The following is an 18,461-nucleotide window of genomic DNA, read 5'->3' as shown; positions in this document are numbered from 1 at the left end:
TTGCGTAGGGAGGATAAAAATGGTCATTAGTAATATTGAAGTATCGGAAATTTTAGTTCCTTTAGTCACGCCTTTTAAAACCGCACTTAGAACAGTTGACGCCGTTAATGATATTGTAGTAAAAATTATAACTGATACTGGTGAAACAGGTTATGGGGAAGCAGCTCCAACAGCTGTCATAACAGGTGAAACAAAGGAATCTATTAAATCAGTAATACTAAATTATATAAAACCATCAATTATGGGCATGGAAATAGATAATTTAGAAGACTTAATGTATAAGATTAACGCCAGCATCTTAAAAAATACTAGTGCAAAAGCTGCCGTTGATATGGCTGTATATGATTTATATGCTAAAAAACTAAATGCACCTCTTTATAAAGTTCTTGGAGGATATAGAAAAGAAATAACTACAGATATTACAATTAGTGCAAATGATATAGATGAAATGGTTCAAGATAGCGTAAAGGCTGTTAATGAAGGTTTTAATATTTTAAAGATAAAGGTAGGAAAAGAAGGTAATAAAGATATTGAAAGAATTTCTGAAATAAGAAAAGCTGTTGGGAAAAATGTTATGCTTCGTGTTGATGCTAATCAAGGTTGGACTAGTAAACAGGCTGTTAGGATAATAAGAGCTTTAGAAGATCGAGATTTAAATATTGAGTTAATAGAGCAGCCAGTGAAATATTGGGATTTAGAAGGTATGAAGTATGTAACTCAAAATACATTTACAAAAATATTAGCAGATGAAAGTGTTTTTTCGCCATTAGATGCAATTAAAATAATTCAACACAAGGCAGCAGATTTAATTAATATAAAGCTTATGAAGACAGGTGGAATTTTCAATGCATTAAAGCTATGTAATATAGCAGAAGCTTTTGGAGTAGAATGTATGATAGGATGTATGCTTGAAAGTAAAATAAGTGTTAGTGCTGCAGCTAATCTTGGAGCAGCCAAAAAAATAATAACTATGGTGGATTTGGATGGACCAGCGCTTTGTAAAGTAGATCCTATAAATGGAGGCCCAGTATTCAAAAATGAAAGCATTAAAATGAGCGTGAAAGCTGGCTTAGGTTTTGATGATGTAGTCAAAATTTAATTAGGTTAACTAATATGATTATTTTTATACACTTTCATAGTAAGTAAATGACACGAGAAAAAATATATTAGAATATCAATTTACAGTAATTATAAAGCAACATGAAGAATACATTTTAGGATAGTGATTTGTTTTTGGGAGAGTAAAGTAAATGATAAGACCAAAGCCATTAGAAATAGGAGATAAAATAGCTTTAATTGGAACCTCAAGTCCTATAGCTAAAGATAGATTAGAACCATCTATCAGAGCAATGGAGGAATTAGGTTTAAAAGTAGTTCTAGGCGAAAGTGTTAATGGAAAACATGGCTTTTTATCTGGAAGTGATAAAATTAGGGCAAAGGATATAAATACAATGTTTCAAGATAAAACTATAAAGGGGATTTTTGCAATCCGTGGAGGATATGGTGCCAGTAGACTTTTAGATATGTTGGATTATGAAATGATAAAAAAAAATCCAAAGGTTTTTGCTGGCTATAGCGATGTAACTGTGCTTCACAATGTATTTAATGAAAAATGTAAACTTATAACTTTTCACACTCCAATGGCATCTACAGAATTTTATAAGGGTGTAGATGATTATACAATGGAGTATTTTAAGAAAAATATATTTAGCCATGATCCATTAGGAATCCTCAAAAACCCTAAGGGACTGGAAATAAAAACTTTAGTAGGAGGAAAAGCTAAAGGAAGGTTAGTTGGAGGAAATCTTTCAATAATTGCATCCACTATGGGGACACCTTATGAGCTTGATACAAAAGGAAAAATATTATTATTAGAAGATGTAGATGAAACACCTTATAAAATTGATAGAATGCTGCTTCAATTAAAACAATGTGGAAAATTTAAAGATGCAGAAGGCATTATTTTAGGTTCGTGGACAAAATGTGAGACTAAAGAAGGTAACAATAGTTTAAGCTTAATGGAAATCTTTGAAGAACTAATAATTCCAGAAAATAAGCCTACTATTTATAATATAGCTTGTGGTCACTGTTTACCTACTATAAGCCTTCCTCTTGGTGCTAAAGTAAATATGGATACTGAAAATAATGAGCTTATTGTATTTTAGAATTATATTAACTTATTTAAAGAATATTAATAAAAGTATTAGTTACATTTACCAGTACAGAATGAAAATTAAATAAATATCATATTGAATTCGAATGGAGAAATAGTTAAATGACATATGCCATTATTAATAAAGCCATAGGAGAACTGAAAAGAGGACCAAAAGAAAACACAGAAAGTATGGATGAAGTGTTGTTTGGAATGATTGTTGAAATACTAAATGAGGAGAAAGATAATTGGTTTTATGTAAGAACACATTATAAATATGAAGGATATATAAATGGAGATAATTTAATAATTGACGATGAAATAGGTAAGTTATGGGAAAGTGAAAAAAATGCTGTAATTATAAATTCTTTTGCTGATATTCTTAACAAACCTCAGGTATCATCCTATAAAATAGCAAGTCTAACAAGAGGCGGAATTTTAATTTCAACAGGACAGATGAGTAAAGATGGAAGGTTTATAAAAGTAAAGCTGCCTAATTTAAAAGCTGGGTGGGTTAAAAAGAGTTTCATATCAAAATTAATATTAAAATATGATATTAAGGATGAAAGGAACTTAAGAGAAAATTTAGCAAAAGCTGCTTTAAGCTATTTAGGAACTCAATATAGATGGGGTGGGAAAACTCCCTTGGGAATAGACTGCTCTGGTCTTTGCTCCATGGCATATATGTTAAATGGTGTATTAATATATAGGGATGCTGAAATTAAAGAAGGATTTCCAATAAAAGAAATTCCTTTTGAAAATATTAAAAAAGGAGATTTGATTTTTTTCCCTGGACATGTTGCCATGTATTTAGAAAATGGAAATTATATTCATTCATCAACAAATAATGATTTAGTGAAAATAAACAATCTCAATAAAAATGTAAATAATTATGATAAATATTTAAGCCAAGCTCCTAAGCGTTTTGGGAGTATTTTTTAATAAGCTGACAGAACCATTTTACTCAAACTTGAATATAATGGTAGCGAAAGGAGTTGGTCAAAAAATGGATTTAGAAAAAGAAGACTATTACAGAGATTTAAAAGGTTTATATGATGAGTGTAAAAGATGTATGTATTATCATGCTATTTTAAAAATGAAAGATGGAAATGAAATTGATGGCATTATTGAAAATGTGGATCCAGATAGGATTATTGTATTAGTTGGAGAAGACATGATGGAGCCGGAAGGCGAAACTAAGAGTGAAGGACAAAGACAATATTATAATAATTATGGTCCTCCAAGAAGAAGATTTAGACGTTTTAGAAGGCAAGCCTTTCCACTTGCTACATTAGCGGCTTTATCTTTATTACCTTATCCAATTTTACCGCCTTACCCATACCCATATTATTATCCATATTATTAATAGTTATTTACTATTTTTTAACTAAAAACTATAAGATAAATTTTGAATAATAAAAACATAAATTATATAAATTTAGAAACTTGAGAAAAAATAATAGTTATTAATTTATTAATAAAATCACATATCAAAGCAAAATTATTCCTTGCTTTGATATGTGATTTTTGTTTTATATATTTACTAAAATAATTACATATAAAAATTAGTCACAGTTACTAATTTATGAAGATTTCTTGTAGAAATCTAGATAACTCTAGGAAAGTTTAATTATAATCATTTTTTATATAGCTTCTATAATCTGTAATTAGTACAATATTATTATAGTTTAATTAAATATAAACTATTCATCAATTTTGAGGAGGTAAAAAACATGGTAACAAGAGAAATTAAAAAATATTCAAGGAAAGGAATTCTAAAAAATACGGAGTGAGCTATGGGTAAATTAGCAGGAGGAAATAGTATGAACATTTTAGGAAAAGTTATGGCAAAAATAAAATTTTGTGTAGAAAAAATAAGAAAAGATAAAGTATGTAATAATCAATATGTATATGATGAAATAAATATGAATGAAGCTGAAAAATTAAAATTATGTATTTTATTTCGTATGTATACAGGCAGACATTTATATTAAAATAATAAATAAATTATGATAAAAGTAAAAGATGTAAAGTGTATTTATACACTTTATATCTTTTACTTTTGTAATTTTAATAAAAAGTATGAGGAAATAAATCAACTTAAGTAATATTATGTAAAGTAATAATGATAATTTATTGCCATTCTAAAACTAAGCTGCCATAATATTAATATAATATGTGACTAAGTTACAGAAGATAATAGATATTATATATATAATAAGATTGTATGGAGGAAGGACTATGACTAATTATAATGCAGTAGAAAATGAAAAAATAAAAAAAATTGAAGCTTTATATAAAAATTATCCAATACTTAATACAATTAATCATAAGAATAATAATATAATAAATAATCAAGCAATTTTTAAAACTGTTTATGCGGATGAATATGTAAAAGCTACAGAAGGAGCTTGTGTTGGAATATTATTTGTTCTAAGCGGAACTATAAAAATCCAAAGAATTAATGCCGAAGGAGAAGAAACTAATTTATATAACATAGGCCATGGAGAGTTTTGTCATGAGGCCTTAAGTTGTATATCTAACTTTGAATCTTTAAATATAACAGGAAAAGCAGTTCAGGATTCAGAAGTGTGTATAATACCATTAGATATAGCTAGATCATATTTAATTAAAGATAATGAATTTTTAACCTATATCTATGGGGATTTATATAAAAAATTTATTACAGTAATAGAAAATAAAGAAGAAATTGTTCATGAATCCCTGGAAACAAGACTTTTAAAATTACTCATAAACAAGAATAGCAAAATAATATATACTACCCATAGCGAATTAGCTTTTGAAATTGACTCAGCCAGGGAAGTTGTAAGCAGAAAGCTTAAAAGCTTAGAAAAAAGAGGATATATAGAGCTAGGAAGAGGAAAAATAATTATAGTAAAAAATTTAAAAGATATTTTATAGTTTAACTTATAAAAAAGGGAAATATAATAAGATTTTTTATTGTGATTAAGTCACAGAAGCAATATGATAATAAAATTATAATTAAAGCATGAAGTATATATAATTATTTAATGAATTGGAGGAGTTAAATATGGCAAAAATAATAGATAGCAATGAATTTGTTCAAAATGTTGAAAATACTAAAGGAGTTGTAGTAGTGGATTTCTTTGCAACTTGGTGTGGTCCATGTAAAATGTTAGGACCAGTATTTGAAGGTGTTAGCAATAAAATGGGTGATAAAGCTAAATTTTTTAAAGTAGACATAGACGAGAATCTTAATATAGCTCAAAAATATAGAATATCAGCTGTTCCAACTATGATTATATTTAAGGATGGAGTTCCAGTAGAAAGTTTGGCAGGATTTATGCCTGAGCAAAATATCACTAAAAAGGTAAATTCGTATTTATAAAAGATATTTTTATATAGTTTATAAGTAATAAACTATATTATGCATAAGATTAAAATAGCCTGTTACCAAATGAAATGATTTTGTAACAGGCTATTTATATAAATTTTATGAAATGTTGTTTATTGTGAATAAGAAAACATATAATATTAAGTTTCATTTTAATTTTTCAGCGTGTGTGAACTGAAAAGATTAAATTATGGTGGTTAATTACCTAATATTCATGGTAGTGTGAAAATTTATAGTGAGAAAAATGAAATTTTAATTATCTATTTATTTTGTGCTAAATATATATAATTTGGAGGAGCTATATATATTTAGCTTCCTTATGAAAATAATTTCTTATACTTAAAGCGAGGTCACGCGATGAATTCCCTTCAAGTAGGTTTTCAATGGTATATTCTTTAACTTTATCATATTTAGTAAAAATCATTTTTGCTTTCTTGCTATCATTGTATACTTTCCAATATCCACACAATAAACACTTTTTTGTTGTACATTCCATAAAATCTCTAACATCTTTAAAGGGGATTCCTAAGAACAATCCAAGTTCATGAGGGCAGTGATATTTTTCATATCTAGCTTTTAGTGTTTTTATACAATCATCAATACATGCATTTTTAGGATATCCCATATTAAATAAAAACTCTTTATGTGATTTTTCATTTAAATCTTTTTTTAATAATAACTCATCATAAATCATAACTATAATAGAGTCATCACTTTTTCTAAGTTCTATGAATTTTAAATTTGACGATTGGAGAAAATCAATACCAAATTCATTCCAACTATTATATAACTTTAGATTATTTGTTTTAATAGTCAAAGTAATAGCTGGCTTAATTCCTGCAATCACTAGGGATAAATTATATACTAAAAATGTTTCTATATATTCTTTGCTGTCCATGGAATTTAATTTCCTATAAAAATCTAAATGTTTCAATTAATATCACCACCAAAATTATTTGTTTGGAATAGTTTTATATGTTTTATTAAATATATTATTTTTATTTACAAATATTTTTATACATATAAAATGAAAATCATTCTCAATAAGATAATATAATATCCAACCACTTTTGTCAAGATTTATAAATAAATTTTTTTGTTTTAAGATTTAATTGTTATATTTTTGTTATGAATAGTGGGGTAGCACAATATTATTCCAGTTATCAATTAAACAATCAGTAATTTCAGGATCATACATTATTCCTTTATTTTTTATAATTTCCATATAACATTCATTATTAGAGACAATTTTTCGATATGGACGATTACTTCTCATAGCATCAATAGAATCACATAAAGCTATTATTCGAGAGCCTATAGGTATTTCTTCATTTTTTAGGCCTCTTGGATATCCAGTACCATTCCATTTTTCATGGTGGTATAAAACTATATGAGAAATATCTCTTAAGCTATTTGCTTTTTTTAATATGTTGTAACCTATTTCTGAATGACTTTGCATAAGCTTCCATTCCTCTGAATTAAGTTTTCCTTCTTTTTTTAAAATATTATCTGGTACTCCTATTTTACCTATGTCATGTAAATGACCAGCAATATGTATCATATGTAAATTATGCTCATCAATCCCTAATTTTATACCTAAATCATATGCCATATTTCCAACTCTTGTAGAATGGCCAGATGTGTACACATCTTTTGCATCAAGAGCAGCAGCTAAACTTTCTATTATATCATGATATAACTCTAGATCTATTTTCATTTCATCAATCCCTTACTTAAATTTATAGAGTTTTAAAGAAGCGACAGTAATTCGCTAAAAATTTATAATTTTCAATAGCTTCTAACTTGTAGTAGTTTTATTCTAAAAACAATATAGCATATGGGAAATGAAATGTAAATGATAATGGATATCAATTGTCTAAGAATTGATTCTAATGTGACTTAATCACTTACAAAATTATTAAAAATCATTTATAGTATAAGAATAGGAAATGGTTTATAATACTATGTAATAATAATAATTAATTGAACTTAAAAGAGAAAGGATGCATATGGAATACTTATTACTATTTTTAGAAGGAATTATAACGTTTATTTCCCCTTGTATATTACCCTTATTGCCACTATATATATCATATTTTATAGGTGGAAACGAAGATAATGATAATAAAAAATATAATGCTTTTATAAATTCATTGGGATTTGTACTTGGCTTTACAATAATCTTCACATTATTAGGGACACTTGCTGGAACCTTTGGTAGTTTTATTAAGGAGCAGAGTTTTGCTTTAAATTTTATAGGTGGGCTTTTAATTGTAATATTTGGGCTTAATTACATGGGAATATTAAAAATTAAGTTATTGGATAAAAGTTTAAAGCTTGAAAATAAAATTAAAACTTTTAAATTTTTTTCATCAGTTGCATTTGGTATGATTTTTGCAATTGGTTGGACACCTTGTATTGGAACTTTTTTAAGTGCTGCATTAATGATAGCAGTAAATTCACAGGAAACTTTTAAGGGAACTATAATGCTTTTGATTTATAGCTTAGGACTTGGTATACCTTTTGTAATATGTGCAATATTACTAGACAAATTAAAAGAAGCATTTAATTTTATAAAGAAAAATTATAAAATTATTAATATAAGTTCAGGTTTAGTTCTTGTTATAATAGGTATTTTTATGATGACAGGTCATTTAAATAAATTTTTAGCTTTATTAACCTTTTAGGAGTAAAAATAAATAATTTCATCACTATAATTAAGCGGTAAGAAAATAAATTACATTAATAATTGGAGGACTTTATGAATAGTAATAAAAAATTAATCGTCTTTGTTGTAGGTTTTCTAAGTTTTTCTATATTTTTAGTAGTAGCATATTTTGGATATGGAAGTCTAGCTTCAAAATATGATAAAAAAAATATAGTAAATGAAAATTTAAAAACTCAAGAGGAAGGCTCAAAAAATGATAAAATTAAAGTAAAAGTTAAAGCAAAAGACTTTACTGTATATGATGAAAATCAAAATGAAGTTAAATTATCAGATTACATAGGAAAACCTGTTGTATTAAATTTCTGGGCTAGCTGGTGTGGACCTTGTAAATCTGAAATGCCTGGATTTAATGAAATGTCAAAAAAATATAGTAAAGATAAAATAGCAATTTTGATGATTAACTTAACCGATGGAAATAGAGAAACTTTAGCTACAGCTCAAAAATATATAAAAAATAATAAGTATGATATGAATGTTTTGTATGATAGTAAATTAGATGCCGCAGATAAATATAGTATTAATTCTATACCAAGAACAATTTTTATTGATAAAGAAGGAAATATTTTTAAAGATAATTCTGCAGGAGTAATTTCAGAAGAAGAATTAGAAAAACAAATAGAATTGCTTCTAGAAGCATAATTAAATTACAGTGAAACTGCATTAAATTAAAGTGAATTTTAGTTTATGCAGTTTTAATTTTGTCATTTTTTAATATCAACTTAGAAAAAATTTTTAAGTTACATAAAGTCCAGGAGTAAATAAATTCAAAATAAAAAGGCTATTGCTTTTTACTGAAAATTTTTATATACAATAACCTTTTTATTTTTCATTATCTATGGATTTATGAGAGAATTAGAGATTTATTTGATTATATTAAATCTAATTTGTCATAAATAACCACACAGTTTCTACCTCTTTGTTTACCTTCATATAATGCGCTATCGGCTTTTGAGATTAAGGTATCTATATTTTGACTTTTGTCATAAACATTTATTCCGAAAGTTAAAGTTACCTTTATTTTATATTCACCTGTATCAAAAGTAGTGTTTTCTATTTTAGATCTGAGTTTTTCAGCTAATACAGTTGCACCATAAGCATTTGTTCCAGGCAGTAATAAAAGAAATTCTTCGCCACCCCATCTAGAAATGATATCTTGTTTACGGCAACTGTTTTTTAATATTTGGGCTAAAGTTTTTAGAATATAATCACCACTATTATGACCATAAGTATCATTAACATTTTTAAAGTAATCAATATCGGCTATTATAATTGAAAATGGTGTATTATTATGTTGAAATCTGATTTGTTCTTCATTTAATTTTTTAGTTACTTCTCTACGGTTGGAAAGGCTTGTTAGTGGGTCAGTAGTTGCAATGACTTCTAATTTTCCATACGCACTAGATAGTTTTTTGTTTTTTTCTTCTAATTCTTCTCTCATTTTTTTTAACTCAACATGGGTTCTGACTCTTGCTTTAAGCTCTAATCCGTAAAAGGGCTTTCTTATATAATCTACAGCGCCAAGTTCAAATCCATTAACAACACTTTCAATATCTACTTTTGCAGTTAAAAAAATTACAGGTGCGTCATTAAAATTTTCATGCTCCTTCATTTTTTTATATGTTTCAAAGCCATCCATTTCTGGCATCATTATATCCAATAAAATTAGGTCGAAATCAATATACTTAATGAGTGAAAGCGCAGTATAACCGCTTTCTGCAATATAAATATCATAACCTTCTTGTTCTAATATTTTACCAGCAATTTCTAAATTAACTGGAGTATCATCTATAAGAAGTATCTTAACTTGTTTATTATCAATTTTTATCATATAACATTTTCCTCCATGTAATAAGTAAAATCTAAACTTTTATTCTTTAATAATGCTGGAGTTATAAACTTCAAGTAGAGTAGGGAATTTGTTTAATAATTCTTTTGTGTTTTTAAGATCAAAATTATTTATATGATACTCTAGGGATTTAGCATATTCAATAGTATTATGATGACTATATTCGCACCCAATTTCTAATATTAAAGCTGCAAATTCCTTCATATCATTAACACGATTTTTATTAATACAATCTGACCATAAACTTTCTTTCAAAGCATTCATTTTTAATAGCATTTCTAAGCGTATAGGCTCTGTATCACTAATTTCATTTTTATTAATGCTAACATCATTGTTTATAATGCGGTCTTCATAATTTAATGTATCGGAATTATTTATTTTATCACTAAAACTGCCAATAGAAATGTTAGGAATCTCAACTATGAAAGTTGAACCTTCATTAACCTTACTGACTAATGTTAATGAACCATTCATCATATCTACTAATCTCTTAGAAATAGAAAGGCCAAGGCCTGTACCTCCATACTTTTTGTTATTTTGTCCATCCTTTTGTTTAAAAGGATTAAAGATTGAGGCTTGTTGATCTTCTGGGATACCAATACCAGTATCTCTTATTTCAAATATCAAAGAAATCAAATTGTCATTTTCATTAATATTAGATACTTTTAAAGATAAATTTATTGAACCATAATGTGTGAATTTAACTGCATTTCCAACCAGATTAAATAGTATCTGCCTTATACGAACTTCATCAATTAAAATTGTTTTTGGTATTTTGGGGTCAATATAAATATTAAATACTAAATTTTTATTTTCTATTTTTAAAGAAAATAATTCTTTAATATCATCCAATAATCGTTTAATATCAATATAACTTAGCTGAAGCTCTAATTTCCCAGCTTCGATTTTAGATAAATCAAGTATGTCATTTATTAAATTCATAAGCATGTTTCCAGCCTTTTGAATTGCATTTAAATAATTAATACTTTCTTCGTTTTTAACAATATCTTTCAGTAATGAAGTATATCCAAGAATGGCATGCATAGGAGTTCGAATTTCATGGGACATATTAGCTAGAAACTGACTCTTAAGCATATTGGCAGTTTCAGCATTTTGTCTAGAGGTTTCTAAAGCTTTTTCTGTTAAATGCCTTTCTATGGTTTTTCCTATAGAACTGCTAAATGCACTTAAAGTTGAAAATTCTGATTCTTTCCAATGTCTTTCATATTGGCACTGATCAAAACCAATGAAGCCCCAAAAAGTATTTTCAACAAAAATAGGTAGTATCATATATGAAATTGCATTTCTTGATTCTAAGAATTCTTTAGTTTGTGAAGAGGGTAATTCTCTCGTAATACCATATAGGGATTTATTATTTTTTAATTCAAATATAAAATCATCTATATCTTCAAATGGAATATTTTGAAAAATAATATCATTTGATTGAAATCGTTTTTTTACTAAATTCCATTGAAGTTTTTGACTAGTATAAATACCTTTATCATCATAAGTATTAATAAATAGATATATTCTATCTACTCGAGTTGCTTTTCCTATAAGTTCAAAAGAGTTGTAAAGTGCATTTAAATAGTTTCTGTTTTGTAAAAGTTCTTTAATTGAAAAAGCAGCAGCTGAAAGTATTAATTCTTTTTGTTTAAATTCTTCTTCTATGAGTTTTCTCTCGGTTATATCTATATGTGAGCAAATCATTGTAATAGGATTTTTTTCTGAAGCATTTTTAGAGAGGCCTATAATTCCAATTACATTACCTTCATCATCAAATACAGGAGATTTATAAGTTTCAAAACCAATACTACTTGTTTGGTAATCAAATTGTTCCTCTACAATTTTCTCTTTTTTAGACTGTATTACATCTAAATCATCTTTAACATATTTTAAAGCAAGTTCATAAGGCCACACATCAAAATCATTTTTACCTATAATTTCTTCCTTAGCTTTACCACAGCCATCTACAAAGGGTCGATTTACAGCTACAAATATGCCATTTATGTCTTTATACCAAGCCATAAATGGTATATTGTCTAAAATAGCTAATAGATGAGTTTTTGATTCGAAATCACCATTCATACTTATCCAACCTTTCATCTAAACCTACGTGTATATTGTTTTAAGTTCGACATTAAGGAACTTTTTTCCTTCATAGGAATTAATTAAATGTTGAAACAATTGCTAATTTATAACACACAATTCAGTAAAATAGATTATTTACTTATGATCATATAAGTCGAAAAGTAGGAAAAGTTTATAAATTATCAGAAAATACATTGTATTCTGACAATTTGCGTGTTATAATGTTAGTAAGAAGAAAGAAATTTCTTCAAAGCGCCTAACCCTATAATATAGATTCACTAATTACAAAAATTTAAATTTTTAATTAACATCTTAAAAATTATTAAATGATTTTAGCCAATGCTATTTTAGATGATACTAATTCCAGTTTTAAATTTTATGAAGTAATCATTTTGAAGGTTATTTTACTAAATTGAAACTAGAGGCAGCAAATCAACGGAGGATTTGGGTAGAAGTAAATAAAGTAAAATAACAGAAAAACAAATTACTTATTAGTTATCTTAGCTACTCGAAGAAAGTATATATCTAAAATACTAATAGCAAAGAAATTTCAATTTAACCTATACAATATTAAGAATATATCTAATTAATTACAAAGGCTAAATTGTAATTAACTTAGAAAATACTCGCAAAGAGAAGGGTGATTAAAATTCTTATAGAACCAATTCAATTCAAAAAAGGGTTAGGTATAGCTTAACCACCAATTAGTTAAAAAAATAAACTAATTGGTGGTTTTCAATTTGTGTAAAATTACTTTTTAGTATTTTAATTTACTATTTAGCAAAAGAATAGTAAACAAATTAATATAGCAATATTTCCTTAAAGATAGTATTAATTTATTGAAAATTATAGTATAATTATGAATTGATTTGAGGGGGGAGAGCTTTGAAAACAATTGAAGTAGTTTCAGCAATTATAAAAAAAGATGATAAAATTCTAACTACTTGTCGTAGTGCAGGAGATTATAAAAATATGTGGGAATTTCCAGGCGGTAAAATGGAGTTAGGTGAAACAAGAGGTGAAGCTCTAAGACGAGAAATAAAAGAAGAACTAGAATTAGATATTAATATATCTAGTTATTTAACAACAATAGATTACGATTATCCTGATTTCCGTCTTAAGATGCATTGCTTTATATGTGACATATGTGGAGGTCAATTATATTTAAATGCACATAATGATTCTAAATGGCTTAGATTAGAGGAATTGGATCAATTAGAATGGGTTCCAGCAGATACATTAGTAATTGAAGAATTAAAAGTAAATAAAGGTATATTATTAACAAATTCATAATTAATACTATAATATTTATTTATATTAACAAGAAATTACAGAGTTTGCAATTAAGCTTTAAAATAATATAACTTGTATTTAAATTATCAATTTGATATAATTCACTGGTAAAAATTAATATCAGTCAGTTCGAAAGCCTCCTGACTTTAAATAAAACTACGGTAAAATAGCAACATATAAAGATTTGTTAATTTTTATTAATTAAATCTTTTATTTTTGTCGAGTTTATTTATCGTAGGTAGGTATATCTGCGATTTTTTTTATGCCTATTTTGGATATTATAAAGTAGAAGGCACTATTGATTGAAATAATATAATTTATAAATGGAGGATTTTACATGGAAAACAAAAAAACAGTAAATAGGCTGGTTAGAACAGCTATTATAGCTACACTCTATGCAGTTATAACACTTGTGCTTGCACCTATAAGCTATGGAGCAATACAATTTAGAGTATCTGAAATAATGGTATTATTAGCTTTCTTTGATCCATTTTATATTGGAGGACTTACTCTTGGATGCTTTATTGCAAATATACTTGGACCTAATGGTGTAATGGATGCTATTGTAGGAACCTTAGCTACATTTATAAGTGTTTATGCAATTTCACTTACAAGAAAATATATAAAATCTAATAAGATTTCGTTAGTAATAGCATCTTTATGGCCTACAATTTTTAACGGTATAATAATTGGATGGATGTTAAATATCCTTTATGAACTTCCACTTGTATTATCAGCAGCGGAAGTTGCAATTGGTGAATTTGTTGTAGTTACTATGGTTGGAGTTCCAATAATAAAGTTCATAGAAAATAAATATGAAAAATTGTTAGTTTCTAAAAACACTGTTGAAAACAACAATTAATGTAATTATATATTTAACAAAATGCTCGCTCTCAAGTTGATGATTTTTTAACTTGAGAGCGAGCATTTTATTCTAAAGGAATTTTCAAGTAGCATATTTAAGATTTGTTTATGTTATTTAAATTTCCAAATTGAATTAAGGTATAAGATTCTTAGAGTGAGAAATAAGGTAAAAGGATTTTAAATTGATAAATTAGTTATTGTTTTAACATAATGTAATGAACATATGAATAAAATTTTTATATAATGAAAAATTTTTATATAATGAAAAATTTTTATTTTATTTCGAATACAAAGATATTTATCTTTCTTAAATCATAGACAAATTACAAAATATATTTTGAGAATTTTCTGAAAATATTGTATAATAAGATAAGAAAATGTTTACACAAAGAATAATTTTATACTATTTTGCTAAGCATGAGAATCATGCAGAGAGGAGTTAAAATGAGTAGACTTGATATTGCAACACCAAATAGAGCCCAAACTGTAATTGAAGGCCTTTATAAGGATTTAGAACGTCGAATTATTGCCAGTCCACCAGGTCTTTGTCCAGTTGATATGGCATCTTCTTTTTTAAAGTTATGTCATGCTCAAACCTGTGGAAAATGCGTTCCCTGCAGAGTTGGACTAGGACAATTAGAAAACTTACTTAATGATGTTTTAAATGGTAATGCTACTTTAGACACTATTGATTTAATAGAAAAGACTGCTAGAGTAATTTTAAATTCTGCTGACTGTGCAATAGGCTACGAAGCTGCCAATATGGTACTTAAGGGTGTAAAAGGCTTTAAAAATGATTATGTTGAACATATAGTAAATAAAAGATGTATTTGCAATTTAGATCAGCCTGTTCCTTGTGTTGCATTATGTCCTGCAGGAGTAGATATTCCAGGTTATATAGCATTAATATCAGAAGAAAGATATGCTGATGCTGTTCGTCTTATTAGGAAGGACAACCCATTTCCAACTGCTTGTGCACTTATTTGTGAACACCCATGTGAAGCAAGATGCAGACGTAATATGATAGATGATTCAATAAATATCCGTGGTTTAAAAAGGTATGCTGTTGATCATGCAGGAAAGGTTCCAGTACCTGTATGTGCACCAGCAACTGGTAAAAAAGTTGCAGTAATTGGTGGTGGACCTGGTGGGTTAAGTGCTGCATACTTTCTTTCACTCATGGGCCATAAAGTTGTAATATATGAAGAAAAATCAAAGCTTGGAGGAATGCTACGATATGGAATTCCAAATTATCGTCTTCCTAGAAAAAGGTTAGATGAAGATATTGAAGCTATACTTTCAACAGGTATAGAAGTAAAAAGTGGAATTAGAATTGGAAAAGACATTTCTATGATAGATCTAAAAAATCAATATGATGCTTTGTATATTGCAATTGGAGCACATACTGATAAGAAAATTGGAATTGAAGGAGAAGAAAGTAAAGGAGTTATTTCAGCTGTAGAAATGCTTCGTGCAATAGGTGATGATAAACTTCCTAGCTTTAAAGATAAAACTGTTGTTGTAATTGGTGGCGGAAATGTTGCTATGGATGTTACAAGATCTTCAATTAGACTTGGTGCTTCTAAAGTATTTAATGTATACAGGCGTAGAAAAGTAGACATGACTGCATTACCTGATGAAGTAGAAGGTGCTATTGCAGAAGGCTGTGAAATATTAACTCTTAAAGCTCCTATAAGAATAGAAAGTGATGACAATGGTAATGTCGTGGCTTTATGGGTTAAGCCTCAAATGATTAGTAAAATTGATCAAAGTGGGCGTCCAACAATTGTGGATTCAGAAGAAGCAGAAGAAAGAATTCCTTGTGATATAGTAATAGTTGCAATAGGACAAGGTATTGAATCAAGGCATTTTGCTGAATATGGAGTTCCAGTTAAAAAAGGAGTTATTGATGCTTTAAGTTCAAGTGAAATAGAAAATGAGCCGGGAATATTTGCAGGTGGTGATTGTGTAACTGGTCCAGCCACTGTTATAAGAGCAATAGCAGCTGGTAAGGTAGCAGCTGCAAATATAGATAATTATTTAGGTTATAACCATATTATTAGAACAGATGTCGAAATCCCTACAGCAAGACTAGATGATAGACCTGCTTGTGGAAGAGTAAATATGTTAGAAAGAGATGCAATAGAGCGCAAAAATGATTTTGAACTAATAGAACATGGAATGACCTGTGCAGAAGCACATCAAGAGTCATTTAGATGTTTGAGATGTGATCACTTTGGATATGGAGTGTTCAAAGGGGGGAGGGTTAAAAAATGGTAACTTTAAAAATTGATAATATTGCAATACAAGTAGAAGAGGGTACTACCATTTTAGATGCAGCAAAACTTGCTGGCATTCCTATCCCAAGTCTTTGTTATTTAAAAGAAATAAATGAAATAGGTGCATGTCGTGTATGTGTTGTTGAAGTAAAAGGAAAAGATAAGCTTCTTCCAGCTTGTAACAATATGGCTGAAGAAGGCATGGAGATATTTACAAATAGTCCTAGAGTTAGGGAAACTAGAAAGACAAATGTAGAACTTATTTTATCACAACATGATTGTAATTGCGCATATTGCGTAAGAAGTGGTAATTGCAGTCTACAAGAAATTTCTAATGATTTGGGAATATTTAAATTAAATTTTGAAAGAAACGTAGAACCTTATGTTTGGAATGAAAGTTTTCCATTAATACGTGATGCTGGTAAATGTATTAAGTGCATGCGTTGTATTCAAGTATGCGATAAAATTCAAAGTCTTAATATATGGGATGTTGCAAATACAGGATCAAGAACAACAGTTGATGTATCATATAATAGAAGGATTAAAAATTCAGATTGTTCACTATGTGGTCAATGCATTACTCATTGTCCTGTAGGAGCACTTAGGGAAAGAGATGATACTGAAAAAGCTTTTGCAGCACTTGCAGATCCAGACAAAATAACTGTAGTGCAAATAGCTCCAGCAGTTAGAGCTGCATGGGGAGAAGCACTAGGACTATCTCGGGAAGAAGCAACAGTAGAACGTTTAGTTGCAGCACTTAGAAGAATGGGCTTTAACTACATTTTTGATACAAATTTTAGTGCAGATCTTACTATAATGGAAGAAGGAAGCGAATTTTTAGAAAAGCTTAAAAATAAAGATAATAATACTTTTCCAATGTTTACGTCTTGTTGTCCAGGTTGGGTAAGATTTATAAAATCTCAATATCCTGATATGGTAGGACAGCTTTCAACAGCTAAATCACCACAACAAATGTTTGGAGCTGTTGCAAAAAGCTATTATGCAAAACTTTTAAATGTAGAGCCATCTAAAATTTATTCTATTTCAATTATGCCATGCATAGCTAAAAAGCATGAAAGTGAAATATCAGTAATGAATGATGCTGGAGCTGGACAAGATGTAGATTTAGTGCTTACAACTCGTGAAGTAGATAGAATGATAAGAGCAGAGCATATTATTCCTAAGGATTTAAAAGGCGAAGCTTTTGATATGCCACTTGGAGTTGGTTCAGGAGCTGGTGTTATTTTTGGAGCTACAGGTGGAGTTATGGAAGCAGCACTTAGATCTGCATATTATTTAGCAACAGGTACTAATCCAGATCCAGATGCTTTTAAAGAAGTACGAGGAATGAAGGGATGGAAAGAAAAGACTTTTGAAATTACAGGTATACCAATAAAGGTTGCAATAGTAAGTGGACTTGGAAATACAAGAAAGCTTATCAATGCACTTAGAAAAAGAAAGGTTGACTATGATTTTGTTGAAGTTATGGCTTGTCCTGGTGGATGTTCTGGTGGAGGAGGCCAACCTATTTCAGATGGATTGGAACTCGCAGGAGACAGAGCAGAAAATTTATATGGACTTGATAAAAAGTCTACTCTAAGATTTTCTCATGAAAATCCTTCTATTGTTAAACTTTACGAGGATTATATGGAAAAGCCATTATCACATAAAGCACATAAACTTCTTCATACTGATCATACAGCTTGGGAAATGCCATTATCACCTAGACGTGAAATAGATGATGAAGATGAACAATAATTGATATTACTAAATAAAGAGTAAGCGTAAAAAAATTAACGCATAGAAAATGCAAGCCTCCATTGTTAAAATTA

At 28.2% G+C, this 18,461-nt stretch carries 17 protein-coding genes; 13 read left to right on the top strand and 4 right to left on the bottom strand.

The annotated features are described in order from the left end of the window. The first annotated feature begins 19 nt into the window (after positions 1–19). From GXK56_RS22775 to trxA, 7 genes are all read left to right on the top strand, one after another. On the top strand, positions 20–1,099 hold the full coding sequence (locus GXK56_RS22775) for a dipeptide epimerase (RefSeq protein WP_160691754.1): 1,080 nt from the start codon (positions 20–22) through the stop codon (positions 1,097–1,099). Between the two features lie 151 nt (positions 1,100–1,250). After that, on the top strand, positions 1,251–2,165 hold the full coding sequence (locus tag GXK56_RS22770; protein WP_160691752.1) for an LD-carboxypeptidase: 915 nt from the start codon (positions 1,251–1,253) through the stop codon (positions 2,163–2,165). Between the two features lie 110 nt (positions 2,166–2,275). Beyond that, complete coding sequence (locus GXK56_RS22765; RefSeq protein WP_160691750.1) at positions 2,276–3,094, top strand: SH3 domain-containing C40 family peptidase; 819 nt, start codon at positions 2,276–2,278, stop codon at positions 3,092–3,094. A gap of 37 nt (positions 3,095–3,131) precedes the next feature. Next, positions 3,132–3,518 (top strand): hypothetical protein, encoded by a 387-nt coding sequence (locus GXK56_RS22760; RefSeq protein WP_347707974.1) that lies wholly within the window; start codon positions 3,132–3,134, stop codon positions 3,516–3,518. A 430-nt stretch (positions 3,519–3,948) separates the two neighbouring features. After that, positions 3,949–4,146 (top strand): hypothetical protein, encoded by a 198-nt coding sequence (locus GXK56_RS22755; RefSeq protein ID WP_207710286.1) that lies wholly within the window; start codon positions 3,949–3,951, stop codon positions 4,144–4,146. Positions 4,147–4,393: 247 nt separating this feature from the next. Continuing rightward, on the top strand, positions 4,394–5,074 hold the full coding sequence (locus GXK56_RS22750; RefSeq protein WP_160691746.1) for a Crp/Fnr family transcriptional regulator: 681 nt from the start codon (positions 4,394–4,396) through the stop codon (positions 5,072–5,074). Positions 5,075–5,204: 130 nt separating this feature from the next. Next, positions 5,205–5,522, top strand: a complete 318-nt coding sequence (gene trxA / locus GXK56_RS22745; RefSeq protein ID WP_160691744.1) for a thioredoxin — start codon at positions 5,205–5,207, stop codon at positions 5,520–5,522. 304 nt (positions 5,523–5,826) lie between these two features. Here the strand turns inward: trxA and GXK56_RS22740 are convergent, their stop codons facing one another. Further along, entirely contained in the window at positions 5,827–6,462 is a 636-nt protein-coding gene (locus tag GXK56_RS22740; RefSeq protein WP_160691742.1) for a DUF3793 family protein, read from the bottom strand. Positions 6,463–6,654: 192 nt separating this feature from the next. Beyond that, a complete protein-coding gene (locus GXK56_RS22735) occupies positions 6,655–7,245 on the bottom strand; it encodes an HD-GYP domain-containing protein (RefSeq protein ID WP_160691740.1) in 591 nt (196 codons plus the stop codon). Positions 7,246–7,537: 292 nt separating this feature from the next. On the opposite strand from GXK56_RS22735, the gene GXK56_RS22730 reads away from it, so the two are divergent. Then, positions 7,538–8,215: a cytochrome c biogenesis CcdA family protein gene (locus tag GXK56_RS22730; RefSeq protein WP_160691738.1), complete on the top strand. Its 678-nt coding sequence runs from the start codon at positions 7,538–7,540 to the stop codon at positions 8,213–8,215. Positions 8,216–8,289: 74 nt separating this feature from the next. Next, positions 8,290–8,895, top strand: a complete 606-nt coding sequence (locus GXK56_RS22725) for a TlpA disulfide reductase family protein (RefSeq protein ID WP_160691736.1) — start codon at positions 8,290–8,292, stop codon at positions 8,893–8,895. A gap of 229 nt (positions 8,896–9,124) precedes the next feature. Here the strand turns inward: GXK56_RS22725 and GXK56_RS22720 are convergent, their stop codons facing one another. Together GXK56_RS22720 and GXK56_RS22715 are read right to left on the bottom strand one after the other, a co-directional pair. Next, a complete protein-coding gene (locus tag GXK56_RS22720; protein ID WP_160691734.1) occupies positions 9,125–10,084 on the bottom strand; it encodes a diguanylate cyclase in 960 nt (319 codons plus the stop codon). Positions 10,085–10,123: 39 nt separating this feature from the next. Next, complete coding sequence (locus GXK56_RS22715) at positions 10,124–12,208, bottom strand: ATP-binding protein (RefSeq protein ID WP_160691732.1); 2,085 nt, start codon at positions 12,206–12,208, stop codon at positions 10,124–10,126. Between the two features lie 870 nt (positions 12,209–13,078). On the opposite strand from GXK56_RS22715, the gene GXK56_RS22710 reads away from it, so the two are divergent. From GXK56_RS22710 to GXK56_RS22695, 4 genes are all read left to right on the top strand, one after another. Further along, on the top strand, positions 13,079–13,486 hold the full coding sequence (locus GXK56_RS22710) for a (deoxy)nucleoside triphosphate pyrophosphohydrolase (RefSeq protein ID WP_160691730.1): 408 nt from the start codon (positions 13,079–13,081) through the stop codon (positions 13,484–13,486). Between the two features lie 337 nt (positions 13,487–13,823). Continuing rightward, a complete protein-coding gene (locus tag GXK56_RS22705; RefSeq protein ID WP_160691728.1) occupies positions 13,824–14,348 on the top strand; it encodes a QueT transporter family protein in 525 nt (174 codons plus the stop codon). 446 nt (positions 14,349–14,794) lie between these two features. Further along, positions 14,795–16,630 carry an NAD(P)-binding protein gene (locus GXK56_RS22700; protein WP_160691726.1) on the top strand — a complete coding sequence of 612 codons (1,836 nt, stop codon included), beginning with the start codon at positions 14,795–14,797 and terminating at the stop codon, positions 16,628–16,630. Continuing rightward, entirely contained in the window at positions 16,624–18,387 is a 1,764-nt protein-coding gene (locus GXK56_RS22695; protein WP_160691724.1) for an NADH-dependent [FeFe] hydrogenase, group A6, read from the top strand. The genes GXK56_RS22700 and GXK56_RS22695 overlap by 7 nt, the downstream gene beginning before the upstream one ends. Positions 18,388–18,461: the final 74 nt, after the last annotated feature.

Origin of the sequence: Clostridium sp. C2-6-12, from assembly GCF_009928485.1 — a bacterium.
In the GTDB taxonomy this organism is placed as follows: Bacteria; Bacillota; Clostridia; order Clostridiales; family Clostridiaceae; genus Clostridium.
This window is presented reverse-complemented; position numbering and strand designations above follow the sequence as displayed.